The organism is Pseudomonas sp. L7 (assembly GCF_046605565.1).
In the GTDB taxonomy this organism is placed as follows: Bacteria; Pseudomonadota; Gammaproteobacteria; order Pseudomonadales; family Pseudomonadaceae; genus Aquipseudomonas; species Aquipseudomonas wayambapalatensis.
The window spans coordinates 1,432,030-1,456,258 of record NZ_CP176784.1 but is presented as its reverse complement, the minus strand read 5'-3'; the positions used below and the strand labels follow the sequence as shown (position 1 = coordinate 1,456,258).

Annotated in this window: 18 protein-coding genes; 10 read left to right on the top strand and 8 right to left on the bottom strand. The window is 63.4% G+C overall.

Features of this window, described 5'->3' with window-relative positions; genetic code table 11:
* Positions 1 to 10: 10 nt before the first annotated feature.
* The 3 genes from ACK3BK_RS06915 to ACK3BK_RS06905 form a co-directional block, all read right to left on the bottom strand.
* Complete coding sequence (locus tag ACK3BK_RS06915) at positions 11 to 1,357, bottom strand: ATP-binding protein (protein ID WP_411383974.1); 1,347 nt, start codon at positions 1,355 to 1,357, stop codon at positions 11 to 13.
* Positions 1,354 to 2,031 carry a response regulator gene (locus tag ACK3BK_RS06910; RefSeq protein WP_054892914.1) on the bottom strand — a complete coding sequence of 226 codons (678 nt, stop codon included), beginning with the start codon at positions 2,029 to 2,031 and terminating at the stop codon, positions 1,354 to 1,356. The genes ACK3BK_RS06915 and ACK3BK_RS06910 overlap by 4 nt, the downstream gene beginning before the upstream one ends.
* A gap of 108 nt (positions 2,032 to 2,139) precedes the next feature.
* Positions 2,140 to 2,745 carry an outer membrane protein gene (locus ACK3BK_RS06905; protein WP_186666973.1) on the bottom strand — a complete coding sequence of 202 codons (606 nt, stop codon included), beginning with the start codon at positions 2,743 to 2,745 and terminating at the stop codon, positions 2,140 to 2,142.
* A 137-nt stretch (positions 2,746 to 2,882) separates the two neighbouring features.
* On the opposite strand from ACK3BK_RS06905, the gene ACK3BK_RS06900 reads away from it, so the two are divergent.
* Both ACK3BK_RS06900 and ACK3BK_RS06895 read left to right on the top strand, forming a co-directional pair.
* A complete protein-coding gene (locus ACK3BK_RS06900; RefSeq protein WP_186708468.1) occupies positions 2,883 to 3,674 on the top strand; it encodes a dienelactone hydrolase family protein in 792 nt (263 codons plus the stop codon).
* A 278-nt stretch (positions 3,675 to 3,952) separates the two neighbouring features.
* Positions 3,953 to 4,654 carry a 4'-phosphopantetheinyl transferase gene (locus tag ACK3BK_RS06895; RefSeq protein ID WP_186666975.1) on the top strand — a complete coding sequence of 234 codons (702 nt, stop codon included), beginning with the start codon at positions 3,953 to 3,955 and terminating at the stop codon, positions 4,652 to 4,654.
* A gap of 3 nt (positions 4,655 to 4,657) precedes the next feature.
* Here ACK3BK_RS06895 and ACK3BK_RS06890 read toward each other — a convergent pair whose 3' ends face one another.
* Positions 4,658 to 6,262 carry an ATP-binding protein gene (locus ACK3BK_RS06890; protein WP_186708472.1) on the bottom strand — a complete coding sequence of 535 codons (1,605 nt, stop codon included), beginning with the start codon at positions 6,260 to 6,262 and terminating at the stop codon, positions 4,658 to 4,660.
* Positions 6,259 to 6,960: a response regulator gene (locus ACK3BK_RS06885; RefSeq protein WP_411383973.1), complete on the bottom strand. Its 702-nt coding sequence runs from the start codon at positions 6,958 to 6,960 to the stop codon at positions 6,259 to 6,261. The genes ACK3BK_RS06890 and ACK3BK_RS06885 overlap by 4 nt, the downstream gene beginning before the upstream one ends.
* 703 nt (positions 6,961 to 7,663) lie before the next feature.
* Between ACK3BK_RS06885 and ACK3BK_RS06880 the strand changes: the two genes are divergently transcribed.
* The 3 genes from ACK3BK_RS06880 (at position 7,664) to ACK3BK_RS06870 (ending at position 15,162) form a co-directional block, all read left to right on the top strand.
* Entirely contained in the window at positions 7,664 to 10,543 is a 2,880-nt protein-coding gene (locus ACK3BK_RS06880) for a ribonucleoside-diphosphate reductase subunit alpha (protein ID WP_186708477.1), read from the top strand.
* 236 nt (positions 10,544 to 10,779) lie between these two features.
* Entirely contained in the window at positions 10,780 to 12,030 is a 1,251-nt protein-coding gene (locus ACK3BK_RS06875; RefSeq protein WP_186666978.1) for a ribonucleotide-diphosphate reductase subunit beta, read from the top strand.
* Positions 12,031 to 12,210: 180 nt separating this feature from the next.
* Positions 12,211 to 15,162: an RHS repeat-associated core domain-containing protein gene (locus ACK3BK_RS06870; protein WP_411383972.1), complete on the top strand. Its 2,952-nt coding sequence runs from the start codon at positions 12,211 to 12,213 to the stop codon at positions 15,160 to 15,162.
* A 145-nt stretch (positions 15,163 to 15,307) separates the two neighbouring features.
* Here ACK3BK_RS06870 and ACK3BK_RS06865 read toward each other — a convergent pair whose 3' ends face one another.
* Together ACK3BK_RS06865 and ACK3BK_RS06860 are read right to left on the bottom strand one after the other, a co-directional pair.
* Positions 15,308 to 15,457: a hypothetical protein gene (locus ACK3BK_RS06865; RefSeq protein WP_411383971.1), complete on the bottom strand. Its 150-nt coding sequence runs from the start codon at positions 15,455 to 15,457 to the stop codon at positions 15,308 to 15,310.
* A 135-nt stretch (positions 15,458 to 15,592) separates the two neighbouring features.
* On the bottom strand, positions 15,593 to 16,474 hold the full coding sequence (locus ACK3BK_RS06860; protein WP_411383970.1) for a LysR family transcriptional regulator: 882 nt from the start codon (positions 16,472 to 16,474) through the stop codon (positions 15,593 to 15,595).
* Between the two features lie 98 nt (positions 16,475 to 16,572).
* Between ACK3BK_RS06860 and ACK3BK_RS06855 the strand changes: the two genes are divergently transcribed.
* The 3 genes from ACK3BK_RS06855 (at position 16,573) to ACK3BK_RS06845 (ending at position 19,953) form a co-directional block, all read left to right on the top strand.
* On the top strand, positions 16,573 to 17,607 hold the full coding sequence (locus ACK3BK_RS06855) for a D-cysteine desulfhydrase family protein (RefSeq protein ID WP_411384449.1): 1,035 nt from the start codon (positions 16,573 to 16,575) through the stop codon (positions 17,605 to 17,607).
* A 184-nt stretch (positions 17,608 to 17,791) separates the two neighbouring features.
* Entirely contained in the window at positions 17,792 to 18,196 is a 405-nt protein-coding gene (locus ACK3BK_RS06850; RefSeq protein ID WP_402765657.1) for a peptidoglycan-binding protein, read from the top strand.
* Positions 18,181 to 19,953, top strand: a complete 1,773-nt coding sequence (locus ACK3BK_RS06845) for a peptidoglycan D,D-transpeptidase FtsI family protein (RefSeq protein WP_411383969.1) — start codon at positions 18,181 to 18,183, stop codon at positions 19,951 to 19,953. Before ACK3BK_RS06850 ends, ACK3BK_RS06845 begins: the two co-directional genes overlap by 16 nt.
* 6 nt (positions 19,954 to 19,959) lie before the next feature.
* Here the strand turns inward: ACK3BK_RS06845 and ACK3BK_RS06840 are convergent, their stop codons facing one another.
* The gene (locus ACK3BK_RS06840) at positions 19,960 to 20,850 is read right to left on the bottom strand and encodes a LysR substrate-binding domain-containing protein (protein ID WP_411383968.1); all 891 of its coding nucleotides are present in this window, start codon (positions 20,848 to 20,850) and stop codon (positions 19,960 to 19,962) included.
* Between the two features lie 414 nt (positions 20,851 to 21,264).
* Here ACK3BK_RS06840 and ACK3BK_RS06835 point away from each other — a divergent pair, with 414 nt between their 5' ends.
* Positions 21,265 to 22,134, top strand: a complete 870-nt coding sequence (locus tag ACK3BK_RS06835; protein ID WP_186666982.1) for a LysR family transcriptional regulator — start codon at positions 21,265 to 21,267, stop codon at positions 22,132 to 22,134.
* 845 nt (positions 22,135 to 22,979) lie between these two features.
* Positions 22,980 to 24,218, top strand: a complete 1,239-nt coding sequence (locus tag ACK3BK_RS06830; RefSeq protein WP_186666983.1) for an OprD family porin — start codon at positions 22,980 to 22,982, stop codon at positions 24,216 to 24,218.
* Positions 24,219 to 24,229: the final 11 nt, after the last annotated feature.

The following is a 24,229-nucleotide window of genomic DNA, read 5'->3' as shown; positions in this document are numbered from 1 at the left end:
GCCCGCAAGCTCACTCCAGGCTGAACACGATCCTGAATGCCGCCCCGCCCAGGGGCGAATCATCCAGCGTAAGCCGGGCATCGAAGCTGTCGATGATGTCCTTGACCACCGCAAGCCCGATCCCCTGCCCCGGATGCTGCCGGTCCAGGCGCTCGCCGCGCTGCAGGATACGTTCGCGCTGGCCTGCGGGCACACCCGGACCATCATCCTCCACGCACAACACCTGCTGCCCGGGCAGCGCCTCCAGGCTCACCCGCACCTGCCCCAGGCACAGCCGATACGCGTTCTCCAGCAGGTTGCCGAGCAGCTCGAGCAAGGCACCCTCTTCGATCGGCACCGAGGCTTGCGCGGGAACACTCAGGGTGACGGTGACACGCTTGTCGCGATAGACCTTGTCCAGCGTGTTGCACAGGCTATCGAGCACCGGCGCAAGGCGTACCTTGTGCCGCACCAGGCCGCTCTTGCGCAGGCTGGCGCGTTGCAGCTGGTAGTCGATCTGCTGGCTCATGCGCTCGATCTGGCTTTGCAGCACCCGCGCCTGTTCCCGTTCGCCGCTGCGCTGGCCCATGCTTTCGCCAACCCCCTGCAGCACCGCCAGCGGGGTCTTGAGGCTGTGTGCCAGGTCATCCAGCGAGTCGCGATAACGCTGACGTTGCTCGCGCTCGCTGTGCAGCAGGCGGTTCAGCGAGCCGGTCAGGCGCAGCAGTTCGCGCGGGTGCTCACGGCTCAGCCCCTCACGGGCGCCGCTCTCCACTTCATCCAGTTCGTGACTCAACCGGCGCAACGACCGCAGCCCCCAGGTCAGACCAGCCCAGAGCAGCACCATCAATGCCAGCAGGGCCGCGCCAAAGCCCAGGTAGAGTTTCTCGCGCAGGCCATCGAGGGTGTGCTGGTACTCACGCACCGGCTGCAGGGCAACGATGCTGAAGGCCGCGCTCTTGCCACCGAGCAGCTTGACCTCGACGTCATAGACGAAGAACTCGTCGCCGGTGTCCTGGCGGATCCGCGCGAACTCGTTGCCTCGACCGTCATAGCGGGGCTGATAGTTGATGTGCTTGTCGGCGGTGGCACGTGAACGCCAGACCAGCCGGCCGTCGCGGTCGAAGATGTAGCCGAGCAAGCCCATGTTGGGCAGGTTGTAGCGCTCGTCGGGCAGCAGGTCGGGCATCTGCAGATGACCATGCTCGATGCGCGCCGCCGAGATCATGGTGGTGACATCCGAGGCCAGGCGCTGCTCGATCGACTCCTGCAGGGCCAGGCTGAAGGCCTTCTGCAGCGCCGGCAGCAGCGCCAGCATGAACAGCAGGGCCAGCAGCGCTGCGGCCAGCATCAGGCGCAGGCGCAGCGAACGGATCATCGGCAGCGCTCGGTGAACAGGTAGCCCAGGCCGCGCACGGTGTCGATGGGTTTGAAGCCGTTGTCGCCCTCGAGCTTGCGGCGCAAACGACCGACCAATACCTCGATGACGTTGGGATCGCGCTCCTCGTCGTCCGGGTAGAGCTGCTCCATCAGACGGTCCTTGGCCACCACCTGCTGGTGATGGCGCATGAGGTATTCGAGGATCCGGTATTCATAGGCGGTCAGCGCCAGGGGCTGCTCGTCCAGTGTCGCCTGCTTGCGATTGAGGTCCAGCACCAGCGGGCCGGCAGCGATGGTCGACTGGGTAAAGCCACTGGAGCGACGCAGCAACGCGTTCAGGCGCGCCTCCAGCTCTTCGAACTGGAAAGGCTTGACCACATAGTCGTCGGCACCGGCGGCCAGGCCTTCGACCTTGTCCTGCCAGTTACCGCGGGCGGTGAGAATCAGAATGGGGAACGTCTTGTCCTGGCTGCGCAACTGGCGGATCAGGTCCAGCCCGCTCATGCCCGGCAAGCCCAGGTCGATCACGGCGAGGTCATGGTTGTACTGCTCGGCCTGGTAGAGCGCCTCTTCGGCATCGCCCACCGCCTGCACCACATGCCCGGTCTCGCCCAGACGTGTATACAGATGATGGCGCAGCAGCGCCTCGTCCTCGACCACCAGCAATTTCATGCCGCATCTCCTTTGTCTATATCTCCCGGACCGCCGAGCGGTCAGGGCCGGCACAGCATAACAGCGAACCGGCACGGGAAACCCCTGCCGGTTCGATGAGCCTCGACCTTAGAACTTGTAGCTGGCGGCGAGGTAGGTCTGGGCGCTGCTGGTCAGGCGCAGGGTGCCGTCCTTCGGACCACCGTGCGGCGACAGCTCGGTGGCGGCATTGCTGCGCAGGTAACGGTAGCCCAGTTCCACCGAGGTGTTGTCGGTGACCTGCTGCAGCACGCCGGCTTGCAGGCCGACCGCGTAGCCGTAGTCAGTATCGCGGCTGTAGCCAGACGAAGTCTGGGTCAGCTTGGTCATGCCCAGGCTGCCGCCGCCGAAGAGCTTGGTGGTGTCGGTGATCGGCAGGAACACATCGTAGCTGCCGAGCAGGTTTTCCTGGCGCAACTTGACGCCGCTGTGATCACCCGAAACGTTGTCGTAGGTCAGGTAGTAGCGACCTTGATCGTTGATCTGGCCGACACGCAGGCCCCAGGTGCTGTCCTTGCCGATGATGCCGTCGGCGTTGAGGTTATCGGTGTTGCGTTGCAGCAGGCCGGACTTGCGGACTTTGTCGCTGGTCTGACCGTAGGTCAGGCTGGCGAAGTTATCGTCGGCCTGGGCGGTGGCGGCAACGCCAGCGGCGCAAACAGCCATGGCGACCATCAGGGTGTTGAGTGCTTTCATGCTTTGTTACTCCAGTTAGGTGCGCTGTTTCGGTCTGGGGACTAGAGTAAGCAGGGCGCCCTGAACCGCTCCTGAACCCCGGCTGAACCTTGGCTGAACGAACCCGATACGGCTGCATCTTTCCTGGAGACCCCCTCATGCGTTCACTGCTTGCCCTGGCCCTGATGTGCAGCGCCGCCTTCGCCCAGGCGGCGGTACAGACCCGCGAGATCCGCTACCAGGACGCCGAAGGCACTGCGCTGATCGGCTACTACGCCTATGACGACGCCATCGCGGGCAAGCGCCCCGGTGTCGTCGTGGTGCATGAATGGTGGGGGCTGAACGACTACGCCAAGCGCCGTGCCCGCGACCTCGCGGCGCTGGGCTACAACGCACTGGCCATCGACATGTATGGCGACGGCAAGCACACCGAGCACCCGCAGGACGCCCAGGCATTCATGGCCGCCGCGCTGAAGGATCCAGCGGCAGCGGCGCGACGCTTCGATGCCGGGCTCGAGCTGCTCAAGCTGCAACCCAACACCAACAAGCACCAGTTGGGCGCCATCGGCTACTGCTTCGGTGGCAAGGTGGTACTCGACGCCGCACGCCGGGGCGAGAAGCTCGATGGCGTAGTGAGTTTCCATGGCGCGCTGGTCACCCAGACCCCGGCCAAGCCCGGAGTGGTGAGGGCGAAGATCCTGGTCGAACATGGCGAGGCCGACAGCATGGTCACGCCCGAACAGGTCGAGGCCTTCAAGAAGGAGATGAAGGATGCCGGAGCAGACATGCAGTTCGTCGGCATTCCCGGGGCCAAGCATGGCTTTACCAACCCCGATGCGGACCGCTTGAGCCATGGCGCGCATGGCGGGCCGGATATCGGCTATGACAAGGCGGCAGATGAAAGCTCCTGGAAGGACATGCAGGCGTTCTTCAAGCAGGCGTTCAAGTAAGGGCCCAAGCCCCCGCGAATTCTCTGCGTATAGGGGCAACTGTCTTGCTCAAAATCTAAAGGCCAGCTCAATCCCTGTGGGAGCGGGCTTGTCCCGCGATCGGGCGCGCAGCGGCCGTACAACCAGGCGACCGAAGTCTTTCTGAAAAACCTCGGTGTCAGTTTTACGGCCGCTGCGCGCCCGATCGCGGGACAAGCCCGCTCCTACAGGAATCGCGTCAGTTGCGGATTTGCATTGGCCTTGCCCGCGAAACGGCCGGAACTGGCACAATACCGCCCATGGACAGACTCCCCACCTGCTGCACCCCACTCCAGCATCACTGGCCCCTGCCCCAGCCCCTCCCCGGCGCAGTGCTGGTCAGTTGTGCCTTCGACCCCAAACGCCTGGCCGCCGACGACTTCCAGCGCGCCGGCATCGCACAGAGCCCCAGCCTGCAGCGCTCGGTGGCCAAGCGTCAGGCCGAGTACCTGGCTGGCCGAGTCTGTGCCCGTGAGGCGCTGCAACGCCTGGACGGCCGCGACTATGTTCCGGGCAGCCACGAAGACCGCTCACCGGTCTGGCCCGCCGGCATCCGAGGTTCGATCACCCATGGCCAGGGCTGGGCCGCTGCCGTCGTCGCCCACGAAGGTGCCTGCAACGGTATCGGCCTTGACCAGGAGAGCCTGCTTGACGACGAACGCGCCGAGCGCCTGGCGGGGGAGATCCTCACCGCCGACGAGCTGCAGCGTCTGGACCGCTCAATGATCGGCCTGGGTGTGACCCTGACCTTCTCGCTCAAGGAAAGCCTGTTCAAGGCCCTCTACCCCCTGACCCTCAAGCGCTTCTATTTCGAACACGCCGAAGTGCTGGAGTGGGATGCCACAGGCCACGCACGCCTGCGCCTGCTCACCGAGCTGTCGAGCGAGTGGCACCACGGCCGCGAACTGGATGGCCAGTTCTGCCTGCAGGACGGCCACCTGCTCAGCCTGGTCAGCGCCTGAGCCTCACCCCGGCGCCTGCTGTCGTGGCCAGTTCAGGCTGAAGCAGGCGCCACCCAGCGCCTCGCTGCGCCCCACCTGCGCCCGCCCACCGTGCCAGTAGATGATCCGCCGCACGATCGACAGGCCCAGGCCATGCCCTCCCGAGGCACGGGTACGGCTGTCATCCAGGCGGGTGAAGGGGGTGAAGATGCGGTCCCAGACGCCTTCGGGAATCCCTGGGCCGTCGTCCTCCACTTCGATGCGGCAACGTTGCTGGCCAAGCTGAAAGCTCAGGCGCACCTCGGACTCGGCATGGCGCATGGCATTGCTCACCAGGTTCTGCAACGCCCGATGCAGGTAGCGCGGTTCGGCCTCGACCCAGGCCTGATGGTCTTCCCCCAGCTGGCAGGTCCCGCGGGTCACCCGAACATCCGCACGCAGCGGTGCCAGTTCGTCGATCACCCGATCCAGCAGGCTGTCCAGCTCGATGCGCTGGAACTTCAGGGCCGGGGCGCCCTGCTCCAGGCGCGCGTAGGTCAGCATCTCGTCGACCAGTCGGTCCAGATCCTGGATATCGCTGTCCATGCCCGCCAGGTGCTTGCTCCGCGCCTGCTCGGTGCTGGCGCTCTCGATCATCTCAAGGCCGAAGCGCAAGCGCGCCACCGGTGTGCGCAACTCGTGGGACACCGCCCGCACCAGCTCACGCTGCATGCTCAGCGAGCGCTGCAAGTGCTCGGCCATGCCATTGAACGCCGCTGCCAGGCGCCCGACCGAGTCCGCATCACCGGCCGGCACGCGGGTTTCCAGGCTGCCCTGGGCGATGCGCGAGGCCGCCATCTCCAGTCCAGAGACACGGCGCTCGAGCTGGCGCACCAACAGGTACACCACCAACCCGATCAGGCACAGGCCGAGAAAGGCGATCAGGATCAACAGCTGCGGCGGATAAGGATTGAGCTGATACAGCGGGCCGATTTCCAGCACCCACGGCGAGCCGGACAAACCGGCAAACACGCGGATCGAGTCACCATCGCGGCCCAGCGCCATTACCGTGTCGCCTTCCTCGACCCGGCGCCGCTGGTCGTCGTCCAGCCCTACCCGCTCGATCCGCTGCAGGGCGATGTCGAAACCGAACCCCTTGCTCTGCCTGATCTGCGCCAACCGCTGCTGCTGCTCGGTCACCGGGTAGCGCACCAGCTCGTCGGCCAGCAGATAAAGGGTGGCACGGGCCAACTGCTCGCTGACCTGCTTGACCTGCGCGACCAGCACCACATCCTCGTGCGCCACCTGGCGCAAGACCTTGGCCGCATGCGGACCGGTCTTCTCCACCACCACCAGGCCGCGCGCCAGACGGCTGCGCTGCCCGGCATCGAGGGTCTGCATCGACAGCGGCGCCAGGTCCAGCGGCACCCCGAGCAAGCGCTCCCAGATCACCAGCGACCGCTTGCGCTCGACCTCGTTCTGCAGCGCCAGGTTGTCTGCCATCAGGCTGAAGGTGCCTTGCGCCAGGCCCTCGCGATGCTGGCCTGCGCGCACCTCGTTGACCAGGTGCAGGCTCAGCACGCCGAGTACGGCGACCAGCACCAGCACCGCGAGCATGCCGCCATAGATGCGCAGGAAGATCGAATTCATGGGGTGGCATCGCCGACGAACAGGTAGCCCTTGCTGCGCAGGGTCTTGATCAGCCGCGGGTGGATCGGGTCGTCACCGATCTTGGGGCGAATCTTGGAGATGCGCACATCGATGGAGCGATCCTGGCCGTCGTAACCCACCCCGCGCAACGAGGTGGAGATCTGCTCGCGCGACAGCACCCGCCCGGCGTTGCTGGCCAGCAACCAGAGCAGGTCGAACTCGGCGCCGGTCAGGTCGATCGGCTGCTCGCCCAGCCAGGCCTCGCGCAGGCGGTTGTCGATGCGCAGCGGGCCGAAGCTCAGGTCATGGCCCTTGCCCTGCGGCGCCTCGCTGCGCCGCAGCAGGGCGTTGATGCGCGCCAGCAACAGGCGTGGGCGCACCGGTTTGCAGATATAGTCGTCAGCCCCCAGGTCCAGCCCCTGGATCTGGTCGAGTTCATCGCTGCGCGCGGTGAGCATGAGAATGGGGTTGGGGAACTGCCCGCGCACCCGCCGGCAGATGCTCAGGCCATCCTCGCCGGGGAGCATCAGGTCGAGGATCACCAGATCAGGCTGGCTGTCGATGATGCGCCGCACCGCCCGCCCGCCATCGCCCTCGACCGCCACCTCGAAGCCGTTGGCCTGCAGGTATTCGGCGGTGAGATCGGCCAGGCGCTGGTCGTCCTCGACGATCAGGATACGGTTGTTGGGCTGGTCCATCGCCGGTCACCTCTGTTCATGATCTTGTTGGCGGTGCGCTATCGTGGGGGCAGTCTTGCCCCGCGACGGGGCAACTGCCGCCCTTCACCAAAGGGCAACATATCCCTCGGATACTACGTCCCGCCCCAGGCACTGCCAACCACGCGAAAAATTCTGTCACAGGCCTGAAACCGGCAAAAACCTCTTGCGACAAGGCCTACAGCGAATACCCACCTTTCACACACAAAGTACCCACAAGTTATCCACAGCGGCTCGCCTTGCAAAGACCCCAATACCGCATTATCTTGTATCCCTATTGCAGCGAACCACTACATGTTGTGGCTTCGACCCAAATCACAAACACAAGTCCAGGCAGAAACTCAAGCGATTTTTCTGCCGGAACTTACAGTGATTTCAGCAGCCAAACCGCTCCTGCGGAGGCGCGACCGAGGCAAGCCCTCCAGGGCCTTGTTCGGGTATGGGTGTTGCAGGCATCGCCTGACACCCGACAGCAACAGTTTTTGGGCGTGACCCAGAATCTTTGACTTCGGCCAGGGAGCGGCAAGTGATTGCCCCTTATTCCTGAGTCTGTCCCGAAGTCGGTAAGCCCGAGCGGGCGGATGCACGTGCGCGTGGCATCCCCCGCCCGGGCCGGTCGAACTGATGGATGGAACGGTGGGCGCCCACAAGGCGCCCGAACAATATAGAAACTGTGGAGACACCCATGCAAACCGACACAACTCGCGAGAACCCGCAGGCCAAGGCGCCGCAGGCCGCCGATTCGAACCAGGATCTGGCTGCGACCGCTCCGGGCCAGCTGCGCGTGATCAAGCGCAACGGCACTGTCGTCCCCTACACCGACGACAAGATCACCGTTGCCATCACCAAGGCGTTTCTTGCAGTTGAAGGTGGCACCGCCGCCGCCTCGTCGCGCATCCACGACACCGTCGCGCGCCTGACCGAGCAGGTCACTGCCACGTTCAAGCGCCGCATGCCGTCGGGTGGCACCATCCACATCGAAGAGATCCAGGACCAGGTCGAACTGGCCCTGATGCGCGCCGGCGAGCAGAAAGTCGCCCGCGACTACGTGATCTATCGCGATCAGCGCGCTAAAGAGCGCGCCACCCGCGCCCACACCGACGCCGTGGTCGAGCCGCACCCAAGCATTCGCATCACCCTGGCCGACGGCAGCCTGGCGCCGCTGGACATGGCACGCCTGAACACCATCATCAGCGAAGCCTGCGAAGGCCTGGCAGAAGTCGATGGCGACCTGATCCAGCGCGACACCCTGAAGAACCTCTACGACGGCGTGGCCATCAAGGACGTCAACACCGCCCTGGTGATGACCGCCCGTACCCTGGTCGAGCGCGAGCCGAACTACTCGTTCGTCACCGCCCGCCTGCTGATGGACACCCTGCGCGCCGAAGGCCTGGGCTTCCTGGGCGTGGCCGACAGCGCCACCCACCACGAAATGGCCGAGCTGTACGCCAAGGCCCTGCCGGCCTATGTCGAGAAAGGCGTCGAGTTCGAGCTGCTCGACCCTGCACTGAAAGGCTACGACCTGGAGCGCCTGGGCAAGGCCATCAATCACGAGCGTGACCAGCAGTTCACCTACCTGGGCCTGCAGACCCTCTACGACCGTTACTTCATCCACAAGGATGGCGTGCGCTTCGAACTGCCGCAGGTGTTCTTCATGCGCGTCGCCATGGGCCTGGCGCTGCAGGAGAAAGACCGCGAAGCCCGTGCGATCGAGTTCTACAACCTGTTGTCGTCGTTCGACTACATGGCCTCGACCCCGACCCTGTTCAACGCCGGCACCCTGCGTCCGCAGCTGTCCAGCTGCTACCTGACCACCGTTCCGGACGACCTGTCGGGCATCTACAAGGCCATCCACGACAACGCCATGCTGTCCAAGTTCGCTGGCGGCCTGGGCAACGACTGGACCCCGGTACGCGCCCTGGGCTCGTACATCAAGGGCACCAACGGCAAGTCGCAAGGCGTCGTGCCGTTCCTGAAAGTGGTCAACGACACCGCCGTTGCGGTCAACCAGGGCGGCAAGCGCAAGGGCGCGGTCTGCGCCTACCTGGAAACCTGGCACCTGGACATCGAGGAATTCCTCGAGCTGCGCAAGAACACCGGTGACGACCGTCGCCGCACCCACGACATGAACACCGCCAACTGGATCCCGGACCTGTTCATGAAGCGCGTCTTCGACGACGGCAAGTGGACCCTGTTCTCGCCAAGCGAAGTGCCTGATCTGCACGACCTGACCGGCAAGGCCTTCGAAGAGCGCTACGAGTACTACGAAGCCCTGACCGAGTACAACAAGATCAAGGTATTCAAGACCATCCAGGCCAAAGACCTGTGGCGCAAGATGCTGTCGATGCTGTTCGAGACCGGCCACCCATGGCTGACCTTCAAGGACCCGTGCAACCTGCGTTCGCCGCAGCAGCACGTGGGCGTGGTGCACAGCTCGAACCTGTGCACCGAGATCACCCTGAACACCAACGCCGACGAAATCGCCGTGTGCAACCTAGGTTCGATCAACCTGCCGAACCACATCGTCGATGGCAAGCTGGACACCGCGAAACTGGCGCGTACCGTCAAGACCGCCGTGCGCATGCTCGACAACGTGATCGACATCAACTACTACTCGGTGCCACAGGCGCAGAACTCGAACTTCAAGCACCGCCCGGTCGGCCTGGGGATCATGGGCTTCCAGGACGCGCTGTACCTGCAGCACATCCCGTACGGCTCGGACGCAGCCGTCGAGTTCGCCGACAAGTCGATGGAAGCGGTCAGCTACTACGCCATCCAGGCCTCGTGCGACCTGGCCGATGAGCGCGGTGCCTACGAGACCTTCCAGGGTTCGCTGTGGTCCAAGGGCATCCTGCCGCTGGATTCGCAACAGATCCTGATCGAAGCCCGTGGCGCCAAGTACATCGACGTCAACCTGGAAGAGTCGCTGGACTGGGCTCCGGTGCGCGAGCGTGTGCAGAAAGGCATCCGCAACTCGAACATCATGGCCATCGCGCCGACCGCAACCATCGCCAACATCACCGGCGTGTCGCAGTCGATCGAGCCGACGTACCAGAACCTGTACGTCAAATCGAACCTGTCGGGCGAGTTCACCGTGATCAACCCGTACCTGGTCCGCGACCTGAAGGCCCGCGGCCTGTGGGACTCGGTCATGATCAACGACCTGAAGTACTACGACGGTTCGGTGCAGCAGATCGAGCGTATCCCGCAAGAGCTGAAGGACCTGTACGCCACCGCGTTCGAAGTCGACACCAAGTGGATCGTCGATGCCGCCTCGCGTCGCCAGAAGTGGATCGACCAGGCCCAGTCGCTGAACCTGTACATCGCCGGCGCTTCGGGCAAGAAGCTGGACGTGACCTACCGCATGGCCTGGTACCGTGGTCTGAAGACCACCTACTACCTCCGTGCCCTGGCCGCGACCAGCACCGAGAAGTCGACCATCAACACCGGCAAGCTCAACGCCGTCTCCAGCGGCGGCGACAGCGCCCCGGTCCAGGCCGCGGGCCCAGCCCCGGTACCGAAGGCCTGCGCCATCGACGAGCCGGATTGCGAAGCCTGCCAGTAAGGCTTGGCTGAGGCTTCCCCCGGGAAGCCTCAATTTTCTGTGCAACAGCACAGCACCCTGTAGGAGCGGGCTTGCCCGCGAAGAGGCCACCACCTCTCCTGCAGACAGACATAAAAAGCCGCCGCCCAGTGCCGCGGCCAGCCCTTAAAGGGCGCTTCCGATTTGCGTGCACCGCACCGCAACCAAGATCCACCGGCCATACTCCATAGATGGCCCTCAAGCAGGAGAACCTCACCATGCTGAGCTGGGACGAATTCGATAAGGAAGACGGCGAAGTCGCCGCCAAAACCAACACCCCTGCGCAGGCCAACGCCGCCGCGACCCTCGACAAGCTCGACAGCGCCGGCGGTGCCGCCGCCCTGGAAGCCCGCGCCGCCACCGCCAACGACTCCGACGCGGTCAAGCGCGCCAAGGCCGCGCTGGACGCCCTCGACGTCGCCGAAGGCCTGGCCGAACTCGAAGGCTCCTCGGCCCGCGTCGCGGTAGACGAGAAGCGCATGATCAACTGCCGCGCCGACCTCAACCAGCTCGTGCCTTTCAAGTACGACTGGGCCTGGCAGAAGTACCTCGACGGCTGCGCCAACCACTGGATGCCGCAAGAGGTCAACATGACCGCCGACATCGCCCTGTGGAAGAGCATGGACGGCCTGACCGAAGACGAGCGCCGCATCGTGATGCGCAACCTCGGCTTCTTCTCCACCGCCGACTCGCTGGTTGCCAACAACCTGGCCCTGGCCGTGTACCGCCTGATCACCAACCCCGAGTGCCGCCAGTACATCCTGCGCCAGGCCTTCGAGGAGGCGATCCACACCCACGCCTACCAGTACTGCATCGAGTCGCTGGGCATGGATGAAGGCGAGATCTTCAACATGTACCACGAGATCCCGTCGGTCGCGAAGAAAGCCGCCTGGGGCCTGAAGTACACCCGCGCGATCTCGGATCCGGAGTTCAACACCGGCACCGTCGAAACCGACAAAGAGCTGCTGCGCAACCTGATCGCCTACTACTGCGTACTGGAAGGCATCTTCTTCTACTGCGGCTTCACTCAGATCCTGTCGATGGGCCGCCGCAACAAGATGACCGGCGTTGCCGAGCAGTTCCAGTACATCCTGCGTGACGAGTCGATGCACCTGAACTTCGGTATCGACGTGATCAACCAGATCAAGATCGAGAACCCGCACCTGTGGGATGCGGCGATGAAGGAAGAAGCGACCCAGATGATCCTGCAAGGGACCCAGCTGGAGATCGAATACGCCCGCGACACCATGCCTCGCGGCGTGCTGGGGATGAACGCAGCGATGATGGAGGATTACCTCAAGTTCATCGCTAACCGTCGCCTGACCCAGATTGGTCTGAAGGAAGAGTACCCAGGGACTACCAACCCGTTCCCTTGGATGAGCGAGATCATGGACTTGAAGAAGGAGAAGAACTTCTTTGAGACTCGAGTGATTGAGTATCAGACTGGTGGTGCGTTGAGCTGGGATTGATCGCTTGACGATTCGAAAAGGCTGCCTTCGGGCAGCCTTTTTTATTGCCCGAATTTCAGATCAGCCCGAGTCCGCGACGCGCCTGCAATCTCGCACGCCCTCATAAGGGTCTATCCTCTTTGACAAGTTGCTGTGGCAAACACATGACGCAAAGCTTCGGGTTGCGAGCAGGACGTCCACATGAATACAGCACTGTTTACTGCCACTCCGATAGTCACCGTCCGTGACAACCGCGGGTTGGCCATACGCGCCGTGGCCTACTGCCGCCATCCCGACACCCTTGATGTCACAGACAGACGAATCACCCATCACGGCTACGACGCGCGCGGCCGCCTGGTACACAGCGCTGACCCGCGACTGTCTGGCGCAGGGCAGACGAACGTCCTTTACCGGACAGACTTGACCGGTACTGTGCTGCACGCACAGAGGGCGGACACGGGCGTCACCCTGTCGCTGAACGATGCTGCAAGCCGGCCAATCATCGCCCTGAATAACCTGCCTGCCACTGACGTAGGGGCCGCAGATCAGGGTATGACACGCACCTGGCAGTACGAGGCGGCTGATCTGCTGGGTCGAGTGTTATGTGTGACAGAGCAGGTCTCCAGCCATGCTGCACGGATTGCCGAGCGCTTCGTGTATGCCGGCAGCACGGCCGCCGAGCGAGCCCGCAACCTCGCCGGACAATGCGTCAGCCATTTCGACACCGCCGGCCTGGTGCAGGTCGACAGCATCGGGCTCACCGGTGCACCGCACGCCGTGACTCGCCGTCTGCTACAGGGAGCCGCCGAGCCCTTTCAGGTAACCGATTGGCAAGGGTCGTCACGCGCTGCCTGGGACGCCCTGCTCGACAGTGAGCCTTACACCACCCTTACCACCGTGGACGCCACAGGCACGGCCCTGACCACTACCGATGCGCAAGGTCACCGCCAATGCATGTCCTACAACGTGGTGGGCCAGATGGCCAGCAGTTGGGTGACCCTGGCTGACAGCAGCGAGCTGGTCATCGTCAAATCCCTGAACTGGTCGGCCGCCGGACAGAAACTCCAGGAGGAACACGGCAACGGCGTAGTGACCCTATTCACCTACGAAGCGCAGACCCAACGCCTGGTCGGTATCAAGACGCAACGCCCGAACGGCCACGCGGCTGGTGCCAGGACGCTGCAAGACCTGCGCTACGCCTACGACCCCGTAGGCAATGTGCTGAAGGTCAGCAATGACGCCGAAGAGACTCGCTTCTGGCGCAACCAGAAAGTGGTGCCCGAGAACACCTATGCCTACGACAGCCTGTATCAGCTGACCAGCGCCAGCGGCCGCGAGATGACCAATACAGGCCGACAGAGCACGAACCTGCCACGTGCCGCCGTACCGCTACTCACCGCCCCCGATGCTTACACACTGTATACGCGCACCTACCGTTACGATGCCGCCGGTAACCTCACGCAAATCCGCCACAGCGCCACCGCCACGAGCAATCACTACACAACCGATATCACACTCTCGAACACCAGCAACCGCGGTGTGCTGAGTACGCTGACGGCAAAACCGGAAGAAGTGGATGCACTATTCACTGCCGGTGGACAGCAGACCCAGTTGCAGCCCGGCCAGGGCCTCGCTTGGACATCGCGCAACGAACTGCTTCAGGTGACACCAGTGGTGCGTGACGGCGCTCAGGACGACCGCGAGGGCTATCGCTACGATGCCACCAGTCAGAGGGTGCTGAAAGTCCGTCAGCAACACGCCAGCGGCAACCTGCATAGCCAGCGAACGCTTTATCTGCCGGGGTTGGAGCTACACCGCGTGGCAACTGGGCAGACCACTGTCGAGGCGCTACAGGTCATAACGGTAGGGGCCGCCGGGCGCGCGCAGGTTCGATTGCTGCACTGGACGCACGGCCAGCCTGCCGGCATCGCCAACGATCAACTGCGCTTCACCTACGACACGCTTACCGGCAGCACTGGGCTAGAGGTGGATGGCGACGGCAACGTCATCAGCATGGAGGAATACTATCCATACGGCGGTACAGCCGTGTTCAGTTCACGCAGCGCAGTAGAGGCGAACTACAAGACGATACGCCACTCGGGCAAAGAGCTGGACGCGACAGGGCTGTATTACTACGGCTATCGGTATTACCAGCCTTGGATCGGGAGATGGCTGAGCGCCGACCCGGCGGGCACTGCGGATGGCTTGAATATGTTCCGCATGAGCCACAACAATCCCTGCTCTGGACGTGACAGCGACGGCAGGATGTGGGAATACGCTGAGGATGCTCGACTACAACCGCTCGCCGATCGGCTGCAAGCACACGACCTCAATGTGTTCCTGGAGATATTGGGCCTTGCGTCCGAGCACAGTCCGGCACCTCGGCATTTGGCAGCTTATATCCTCAGTGGTTTGAACAACGATTTTCCGGCAGCCCTCAAAGCGCGGAAGCACCTGAAATACCTGGAAGGCCTGGAACACCTGGACTTTCGTCGCGAGCTCCAACCCCAGCAAACCCCTACGCTCGACCCGCTCGCCGGTATTGAGCCCATGCAAGACTACCCCATCGACGAGCGTTATTTCGCTACCGCCGTTTCATCAACCACTACCAACATGCCATCGGCCCCCCAGCCTCGCCCCTCCAGTTCAACAATCGAATATCTTTCGCCAGACAGCAGCCCAGACGTGAAAAACCGAATCGATACGCTCAGCCGCCGAGTGACCAGCCACCTGTTTGGTAGCCTTATCATATCGGGGGTTGACGGGGGCCACTTCCAGAATACTTTCACCCCTGATGAATGGAGATTCCAGTCGAACTTCAAAAACAACAAAAACGCGAGCTATTTCGCCAGCGATGTCGTTGCCATCCAATACGCCAAGGTCTCCCAAGCGGGAGGCTACGCGCTGAAGGCACCCAAGCGAATAATACGAGAGAGTGTGGTAAATCCAACGACCCTCACTGTGATGAACGCAGCGGCGGACTCTGCATTGTCGATGAAAGATCTGTTTCTGACGTCAACGCCGAACGGTCGAAGCACCCAGAGGATCATGGACTATTTTGGGCTGGAAGCGACGAATGTCACGCGGATAAACGACGATTTCATCGTTGACGTGAGGGTGAAGCCAAGCCCATCGCGGCGCGCATTGCACTAGTATCGCCCAAACACTGAAGGCTCGCACCGAAACGCCGTCGCGGGCAAACCTGCCCGCGAAAAGCGCCCCCAACTGCCAATCCTCAGAAGAACGTCTGCACCACATTGGCAACCCGGTAATCGCCATCCACCAAGTACAACAACCGCTACTTGTCGAACGTGGTGCAAGGATGCGAAACGCCCAGGCTGATCACATCGCCCACCGCAAAATAGCTGTCCACCGGCACCCGCACATGGGCGTGCTGGTCACTGACCGCTTCGATCACACACCCCGACGGCACCTCCTCCAGTGGCATGCCTGGGCGCTTGTGCAGCAGTGGCCGCGGTAACCCGGCAACGGTCCCCGCAAAGCGCGGCAGAGGCCATGCGCCAGCACATCCTGCGCTCGCGTGAACGCATGGCCCCGGTGTTCGAGGCCCTGCCCTGAGACGCTAGCCGGCGCGCTGCATCACAAACCGCACAAAGGCGTCGAGCTTGGACAACACGCTGCGCTGGCGCAGGTAGACCAGGTTGACCGGGCGAGTCGCCGGCAGAAAGGGTTCTAGTAGCGAGACCAGGCGCCCCTCGCGCAGGTCATCGGCCACCAGGAATTCCGGCTGCATGAGAATGCCGTTGCCACTGATCGCAGCCAGGCGCAGCACCTGGCCATCGTTGCTCTTGAGCGTCCAGTGTTCCGGCCAGGAGTATTCACGCCCGGCGTCCTGCAACGGCCAGGTGAAGCGATGGGTCCAGCTGGAATGAACCAGCAAGCGGTGCTTGCCGAGATCGGCCGGCACCGTGGGCCAACCCTGTTCGTTCAGATAGGCCGGGGCCGCACAGATCACCATGCGATAGGGGCGCAGCGGCTTGGCGACCAGATCCACATCTCCCAGCTCGCCGATACGAAACGCCAGGTCGAAACCCTCGGCCATGAGGTCGACTACACTGTTGCTCAGGACCAGATCGACGCGCATCTGCGGATGCTCCCGCAGAAACTGCGCCACGATCGGCGCCACCAGCGCCGAGCCCAAGGTCATCGGTGCACTGATTCGCAGCAGGCCGCTGGGTGCCTTCTGCAAGCTCTCGACTTGCTCGTAGGCCCGGCGCACCTGCTCCAGCGCCTGGCGGGACTCTTCATAAAACACCCTTCCCGCCTCGGTGACGTGCATGCGCCTGGTACTGCGCTGGATCAACTCCATCTGCAGCGCTTCTTCCAGCCCACGGATGTACTTGCTGACCATCACGGTCGACAGCCGCAGGTGCTCGGCAGCCGCGCTGAAGCTGCCTTGCTCCACCACGGTGACGAAGACTTCCATCGCGCGCAGACGATCCATATTTAACTCTCAGTTAAAATTAATTGAACGAAACCGTTATTTATTAACAGATAATTTTCCAATAACGTGTCTTCGTCAACTCACAACCACGGTGTTTCATCATGAGGTCGCTCACCTCCCTGCTCGAACGGTTCCCACGCACGTGCTTGATCGAACAGGCCACGCCCATTCAGCGCCTCGTCGCGCTGGAACAGGTCTTGGGGCTCGACGCGCGCGGTATCCGCCTGTTCGCCAAGCGGGACGACTTCATGGCGCTCGGTGGCGGTGGCAACAAACTGAGGAAACTCGAATTTCTGCTGGGCGCAGCGCTGCATGACGGTATCGAGCATGTCATCACCGTCGGAGGCCTGCAGTCCAACCACGCGAGATTGACCGCGGCGGCCTGTGCGTCACTGGGCCTGCCCTGCGAACTGGTGCTGTCGCGGGCAGTCGCCAAGGATGGCGAAGAATACGAGCACAGCGGCAACGTGCTGCTGGACGAGCTTTTCGGCGCCAAGGTGCATATCAGCCCCGACGGGATCAGCGCGCTGCATTGGGCCGAGCTGCGTGCAGCGCAACTTGAGAAGGCGGGCCACAAGGTCAAGGTGATCCCCACCGGCGGCTCGACTGCCCTGGGTTGCCTGGGTTATGTCAGGGCCGCACAGGAAATCGCCGAGCAGGAGCAGGCCCTGGCCGTGCAGTTCACGCGGGTGTTCACGGCCAACGGCAGTTCCGGCACCCATGCCGGCCTCAGTGCAGGATTCGCCGCCCTCGGACGTGGCGCCAACTTGGTGAAATCCTATGCGGTACTGGCAGACGCGAGCACTGCACAACGCCAGACCTTGGATTTGTCACACCATGTCCAAACCCTGCTTGGCCTGCCAGCCGACATCGAAGCGCACGATATCGAGGTGGATGGAAATTACCTTGGCAAAGGCTATGGGCTACCAACTCCCGAGATGCTCAATGCTCTGCGCCTGATGGCCCGCCATCAAGGCCTGCTGCTGGACCCTGTGTATTCCGGCAAGGCATTCGCCGGCCTGCTCGCCGACCTGCAGAGCGACCGCCATGTGCGCGGCGACAACCTGCTGTTCGTCATGACCGGCGGAACACCCGGGCTGTTCGCCTATCGCGATGCCCTGCAAGACGCCTGATCGACTCGCTGACTACCTACCCGCACGTCCCCCATTCCAACAAGACATCTCACCCCCCGGCTTCGCCGGGGGCGTGCTGATACCTCACCCCTGCAAGCAACACAACGCCCCCAATGCAAGCCATTGGGATCGAGAGGCAGTGCCAGTTACACATCCACCCTTATTGCCAGTCAGGAGAACACTCATGAACGGGCGCAACCTTTCCCTCACCCTGGGCACCCTTGGTCTGTTCGCTGTGGCCGCGCTGGGCCTTACCGCCGACCTGCGAAACACCACCGAAATCGACCCCGCAGGCTGCCTGCAATCGGCCAGCAGCTCACCCTGCAACCGCAAGCTGGCGCGCTACTACGACGACGTCTACGGCCAGCACGTGGAGGCCGACCGGGAAAACTCACTGGTGACCTCCGTGCAGAGTGCACTGCTGCAACTGCAGTACTACCCCGGCCCGGTGGACGGGCTGCTGGGGCGTGACACCCAATCGGCGCTGGTCGCGTTCCAGATGGACTACGACATCGGCGTGACCGGGGCGATCGACTCCTCGACGCTGGAAAAACTCAAGCTGCCGGTTCCCCGATGGTTCATGCAGTAAAGCGTCGCGCCCGAACGTTGAACGACGGTGTCGAAGGTGCGCTCTATCCCTGGCGGTTCCGCTTTGTCGTCGGCTTGCTCCTGCTGCTGGCAGGAGGCTTGATGGTGCGCATCGTCCAACTGCAGCTCGACAGCCAGGGATTTCTCCAGCGCCAGGGCGATGCACGCAGCCTGAGGGTGATCGCGATCCCGGCCCATCGCGGAATGATCACCGACCGCAACCACGCACCGCTGGCAGTGAGCACGCCCGTGGTCACGGTGTGGGCCAACCCGCGGCTGCTCGCTGACGCCCAGGACAAGTGGCCACTGCTGGCCGAGGCGCTGGGTATCGCCCCGGCCACCTTGAGCGACCACCTGACGCGCCACGCCCGGCGTGGTTTCGTGTACCTGGCGCGCGGCCTGACCCCGGAGGTGGGCGAAGCCGCCATGGCGCGTATCAAGGCCCAGCAGATTCCCGGGGTGTTCGAACTCGAAGAGTTTCGCCGCTTCTACCCCAGCGCCAACAGCCTGGCGTCGGTCATCGGCTTCACCGACATCGACGACCATGGGCGCGAAGGCCTGGAGCTGGCCTTCGACAGCTGGCTGGCAGGTATTCCAGGCAGGCGCCAGGTGCTGAAGAATCGTCGTGGCGATGTGATCAGCGAACTGCAGGTGCTGCGCAATGCCCGCCCCGGCCAGGACCTGGTCCTGTCGATCGATGCCCGCCTGCAGCACATCGCCCAACGCGAGCTGGCCCAGGCGATGCTCGACTATGGCGCCAGCGCGGCGAGCCTGGTGATTCTCGATGTGCACAGCGGAGAAGTGCTGGCCATGGCGTCGCAGCCGACCTACAACCCCAACAACCGTCGCCACGTGCGCCCGGCGATGATGCGCAACCGGGCGCTGGTGGATGTCTTCGAACCGGGCTCGACCATGAAACCGCTGTCGATGAGCGCAGCGCTGCTCAGTGGCCGCTGGAAACCGCAGGACAAGGTGGAGGTGTTCCCCGGCACGCTGCGTATCGGCAACTACACCATCCGCGACGTGTCGCGCAGCGAAGGACCGGTGCTGGACCTGACCGGCATCCTGATCCGCTCGAGCAACGTGGGCATGAGCAAGGTCGCCTTCGACATCGGAGGCGAGGCGATCTTCAACCTCATGCGCGACGTCGGGCTGGGCCAGGACAGCGGCCTGAACTTCCCCGGTGAACGCAGTGGCAACCTGCCGAACTACCGGCAGTGGCGCCCGGCGGAAACCGCGACCCTGTCGTATGGCTACGGCCTTTCGATCACCACAGCGCAACTGGCCCACGCCTATGCAGTGATCGCCAATAACGGGCGCAACGCGCCCTTGAGCCTGGTCAAGGTCGACACGCCGGTGAACGCTCCGCAGGTCATACCCGAGCCGGTGGCGCGCACGGTGCAAGAAATGCTGCAGCAGGTGGTGGAGGCGAACAAGGGCGTGTACCGCGCGCGAGTGCCTGGCTACCACGTCGCGGGCAAGAGCGGCACGGCCAAGAAGAACCAGGTGGGCAGCAAGGGCTACACTAAGAGCACCTATCGCTCGCTGTTTGCAGGTTTCGCCCCGGCCACGCAGCCGCGCTACGCAATCGCCGTGGTCATCGACGAGCCGACCAAAGTGGGCTACTTCGGCGGGCTGGTCGCAGCGCCGGTGTTCAGCAAGGTGATGGGCCAGACGCTCAGACTGATGGGGGTCGCGCCCGATGACCTGGAGGGACTGGAAGCCATGAAGCATGCACCCCGCAACGCCCGGCGATGATACGCGTCAGTCACTGGCAAAGCGGCGCCTGCGCCCCACCTCGCGCACAGCCTCGACCAGGGCGCGGGTCATTGGCGCAGGTTTGCCGGTGAAGGCATGGAAGCGTGCCATCGCCAGCGGCGGCAAGCCCTCGCTTTCGTCCACCGCACGCAGCCCCTGGCGCAACTGGCTCTGCGCCACGGGGCTGACGGCGAAGCCTGCCTGCGCCGCCGCCAGGCAACCGGCCATGCTGCGGCTCTCGAACGCCAGGCGCCAGTCGATATCCGCCGCAGCCAGGGCATTGATCGCCGACTCGCGGTACACGCAAGGCTCGGGAAACACCGACAGCGGTACGGGCTCATCGGACGGCAAGGCGGTGTGTTCGGCGAAGGCCCACACCAGAGGCTCTTCCCACAGCAGTTCACTGTCGTCTTCGATGCGTGCGCAGCGTTTGCCGAACACCACGTCCAGTTCCCCCTCCGCCTGTTGGCGCAGCAGTTCGGTGGTGATGCCCACCCGCAACTCGATGGCGATGCCCGGATGCCCGCGGCGAAACACCTGCAGCACTTGCGCAAGCCAGGTGCCGGCGAAGTCTTCGGAGGCGCCGATCACCAACCGCCCGGCGGGCGACTCACCTCGCAGGCGTGCCCGCACTTCCTGCTCCAGGTCGAGGATATTGCGGGCGTAGGTGTAGAGCGTCTCTCCCGCCGGCGTCATGTCCAGCTGGCGGGTGGTGCGCTGCAACAGGCGCGTCCCCAGGCTCTCCTCGAGGCGCTTGATGTGGCCGCTGACCGCTGACGGCGTCAGCGCCAGGCGATCGGCCGCAGCGGCGAAACCGCGCAGGTCGACCACCGCAAGGAAGGTACGCAACAGCACGATATCCAGGGCAAGTGCCGACGACGGAGGTTGCGAAGACATAGGGAATTTCAACTCATCACGAAATATGATTAGTAAACATCAATTACTCACGAATCACAACGATCACCAGCAGTAGCATGGAACGGTCATCAATGCTTTGAGCAGGACACATCATGAACACCCCATCCAGATCCTTGATAAACACCGCAGCACCGGCTGTTCGCCGACTGGCGATCGCACTGTCGCTGGTATGTATCGGGATGCTTCGTAGCGGCGCAGGCGCGGGGCTGACGCAAAGTGTGCGTGCAACCGGCTCCCGAGGCTGAGCCGTTCGAAGTGATTGGGCCGTGCCCTGTGCGGCCACGGCGTGAAGTGCGAATTTCACGCCGTTTTTTTATCTAGGCACTTGGCACCCGGACCAACGGCCTTGTAGCGTGGCGGCACCCTTATGCGCCCCAGAGCTGACTAGCCCCCATGGAAATCCGCCATTTCCGCTACTTCCTGAGTGTTGCCCAGCACGGTCACTTCACCCGTGCCGCTGAGCAGTTGGGCATCGCTCCGCCAACGCTGAGCCGGCAGATCCAGGACATGGAAAACGAGCTTGGCGTACGCCTGTTCCAGCGCAGCCAGCGGGCCGTGCGTCTCACCGCGGCGGGTGAAGCGCTGCGGGTCGAGGCGTTGCAGGCGGTGCGCCAGTTCGATGCTGCGCAACTCGGCGCGCAGCGGGCCGGGCGGGGTGATGTCGGGCGTATCGAACTGGGTTATGTGGCTTCTGCCGCGTACTCGGGGCTTTTGCAGCAGCAAGTGACGCACTTCAGTCAATCCTGCCCCGGCGTCCAGCTCAATATTCGCGAAGTCGCCATGATGGCCTCGCCCGAGCTGGTTCGTGATGGGCAGCTTGACCTCGCCTATGTACGAATGCCCATGGAACTGCCAGAAGAACTGAACGCCATTACGCTGCTGGAAGAAGGCTTCGTCCTCGCCCTGCCCTCCAGCTCCCGCCTCAACGAACTGCCGCAGATCAACGCCGCACGGCTGGCCGGGGAAACCTTCATCCTGCCCGAGCAGATCTCCGGCACCTTGGCGGTAGCCGCACAGGGAGGCTTCACCCCGCACCTGGGGCCGCAGCCCGGCAGCCTGGTGGCGGTGGTCGCTCTGGTCTCGCTGGGCCAGGGCATCGCGGTGGTGCCGGAGTCGATGGTGCGCCGGGTCAATCTGCCGCAGGTCAACTATCGCCCGATCGAAGATTGCCAGCCGCGCTCCTGCCTGGCCCTGCTGCATCGCCGTTTCGAAAAGGCGCCGGCGGTGCAGCGCTATATCGAGATGCTGGGGCGCGTGCGCTAGGCTCTGTACGAAAAGCCTTGATACTCGATGATGCTGCGTTGAAAACAGCCTCGGAATGCTCATTTACAACTCGTAAAGTCGAGCGCGACCCCGGCCGTTCCTCGGCTGTTTTCGCCTTGCCTGACCTTCGTCTCAAGACTTTTCATACAGAGCCTAGGGTCTGTTCCGCCCTGCCCGGTTCTCCCGCCTGAAGGTGCTGGCTAAAGTCCGCCCATCACTTGCTCCCTGGAGCACCACCATGAACCGTATCGCATTCTGCACACTCGCCCGGGCCTTGGCCTGACCGACCTACCATGGCCGCGCAGGTCAACTACCGCACCGCCGAAGTCGATGGCGTACAGATCGCCTGGCTCGACAAGCAAGGCTGAACCGGCCCGTATCGCAGCGACCTTGCCAGCCTTTGAAGCTGCGCAGCCTGTGTCGGGATGGCCGCGTTACGAGCGCCAGCCACCTCGCCAGTCATAGGATGTCTTCGCAACTGGCGAGCTAGAGCGACTGTAGCCTCAACACTGGAAAACCTCCGATAAATATGGACGCAAAACCCTGTTCAAAAGCGTTGACAGCGTTTTCAGCGGTTGTTAATAATCGCCAAAGTTGTACGACAACACACAACAAAAACAACAACTCGTGAAGCCCATCATGTCGACATCCTACCCACGCTACTCGCACCCTCCTCTTTCCAACATTCGCCGCTGCGGCGAATCGCTGGCAGCAACGGGCACCTGAGCGCCCGATTCGCGCGTTTCACCTTGGTCCACGACGGGCCATTCACCCCACCGCCCCTGCAATCGGCCGCTCGCGCGTGCCTGGCAGGCGGCTGCCTCACTGCTGGGAGCACAACAATAATGAAAATCCGCCAGACCCTGCCCTTCGCCCTGTTCGGCGCCACCGCCCTGGGGGCACTGCCCGACGCTGCACTGGCCGCCGGCTTCATCGAAGACTCCAAGGCGACCCTGAACCTGCGCAACTTCTACATCAACCGCAACTTCGTCGACCCGAGCAACCCGCAAAGCAAGGCCGAGGAGTGGACACAAAGCTTCATCCTCGACGCCCGTTCCGGATTCACCGAGGGGCCGATTGGCTTCGGCGTGGATGTGCTGGGGTTGTGGTCGGTCAAGCTCGACGGTGGTGGCGGCACTTATGGCACGGCCCTGCTGCCACGCCATGACGATGGACGCCCGGCGGACGATTTCGGTCGCCTGGCCGTGGCAGGTAAAGCGCGCATCTCCAAGACCGAGCTGAAGGTCGGCGAGTGGATGCCGGTCCTGCCGATCCTGCGCTCCGACGATGGCCGCTCGCTGCCGCAGACCTTCCGTGGCGGCCAGGTGACATCCAGCGAGATCGCCGGGCTGACCCTCTATGGCGGGCAGTTCCGCGGCAACAGCCCGCGTAACGACGCGAGCATGGACGACATGAGTTTCGGCCGTGGGGTGTCCGATCGCTTCAACTTCGTCGGCGGCGAATACAGCTTCAACGACAAGCGCACCCTGGTCGGGCTGTGGAATGCCCAGCTCAAGGATGTCTACCAGCAGCAGTACCTGCAACTGAGCCACAGCCAGCCACTGGGCGACTGGACTCTGGGCGCCAACCTCGGCTACTTCCAGGGCGAAGACGACGGCGCCGAACGCGCCGGCAAGCTCGACAACAAGACCTACTCGGGCATGTTCTCGGCACGCTATGCCGGCCATACCTTCTGGGTCGGCCTGCAGAAGGTCAGCGGCGATACCTGGATGCGGGTCAACGGCACCAGCGGCGGCACCCTGGCCAACGACAGCTACAACGCCAGCTTCGACAACGCCAACGAACGCTCCTGGCAAGTGCGCCACGACTTCAACTTCGTCACCGTCGGCATCCCCGGCCTGAGCATGATGAACCGCTACATCAGCGGCCGCGATGTGCACAGCGGCGCGGTGAGCGATGGCAAGGAGTGGGTGCGTGAATCGGAACTGGCCTACGTGATCCAGAGCGGCCCGTTCAAGGATCTGAGCGTGAAGTGGCGCAACTCCAACATCCGCCGCAGCTTCAGCAACAACGAGTTCGACGAGAACCGGCTGATCTTCAACTATCCGCTGTCGATCCTGTAAACCGATACCAT

Excerpts from the sequence above, each read along its gene's own strand:
- ACK3BK_RS06915 (WP_411383974.1), bottom strand. The coding sequence starts at position 1,357 with ATGATCCGTTCGCTGCGCCTGCGCCTGATGCTGGCCGCAGCGCTGCTG.
- ACK3BK_RS06910 (WP_054892914.1), bottom strand. The coding sequence starts at position 2,031 with ATGAAATTGCTGGTGGTCGAGGACGAGGCGCTGCTGCGCCATCATCTG.
- ACK3BK_RS06905 (WP_186666973.1), bottom strand. The coding sequence starts at position 2,745 with ATGAAAGCACTCAACACCCTGATGGTCGCCATGGCTGTTTGCGCCGCT.
- ACK3BK_RS06900 (WP_186708468.1), top strand. The coding sequence starts at position 2,883 with ATGCGTTCACTGCTTGCCCTGGCCCTGATGTGCAGCGCCGCCTTCGCC.
- ACK3BK_RS06895 (WP_186666975.1), top strand. The coding sequence starts at position 3,953 with ATGGACAGACTCCCCACCTGCTGCACCCCACTCCAGCATCACTGGCCC.
- ACK3BK_RS06890 (WP_186708472.1), bottom strand. The coding sequence starts at position 6,262 with ATGAATTCGATCTTCCTGCGCATCTATGGCGGCATGCTCGCGGTGCTG.
- ACK3BK_RS06885 (WP_411383973.1), bottom strand. The coding sequence starts at position 6,960 with ATGGACCAGCCCAACAACCGTATCCTGATCGTCGAGGACGACCAGCGC.
- ACK3BK_RS06880 (WP_186708477.1), top strand. The coding sequence starts at position 7,664 with ATGCAAACCGACACAACTCGCGAGAACCCGCAGGCCAAGGCGCCGCAG.
- ACK3BK_RS06875 (WP_186666978.1), top strand. The coding sequence starts at position 10,780 with ATGCTGAGCTGGGACGAATTCGATAAGGAAGACGGCGAAGTCGCCGCC.
- ACK3BK_RS06870 (WP_411383972.1), top strand. The coding sequence starts at position 12,211 with ATGAATACAGCACTGTTTACTGCCACTCCGATAGTCACCGTCCGTGAC.
- ACK3BK_RS06865 (WP_411383971.1), bottom strand. The coding sequence starts at position 15,457 with ATGCCACTGGAGGAGGTGCCGTCGGGGTGTGTGATCGAAGCGGTCAGT.
- ACK3BK_RS06860 (WP_411383970.1), bottom strand. The coding sequence starts at position 16,474 with ATGGATCGTCTGCGCGCGATGGAAGTCTTCGTCACCGTGGTGGAGCAA.
- ACK3BK_RS06850 (WP_402765657.1), top strand. The coding sequence starts at position 17,792 with ATGAACGGGCGCAACCTTTCCCTCACCCTGGGCACCCTTGGTCTGTTC.
- ACK3BK_RS06845 (WP_411383969.1), top strand. The coding sequence starts at position 18,181 with ATGGTTCATGCAGTAAAGCGTCGCGCCCGAACGTTGAACGACGGTGTC.
- ACK3BK_RS06840 (WP_411383968.1), bottom strand. The coding sequence starts at position 20,850 with ATGTCTTCGCAACCTCCGTCGTCGGCACTTGCCCTGGATATCGTGCTG.
- ACK3BK_RS06835 (WP_186666982.1), top strand. The coding sequence starts at position 21,265 with ATGGAAATCCGCCATTTCCGCTACTTCCTGAGTGTTGCCCAGCACGGT.
- ACK3BK_RS06830 (WP_186666983.1), top strand. The coding sequence starts at position 22,980 with ATGAAAATCCGCCAGACCCTGCCCTTCGCCCTGTTCGGCGCCACCGCC.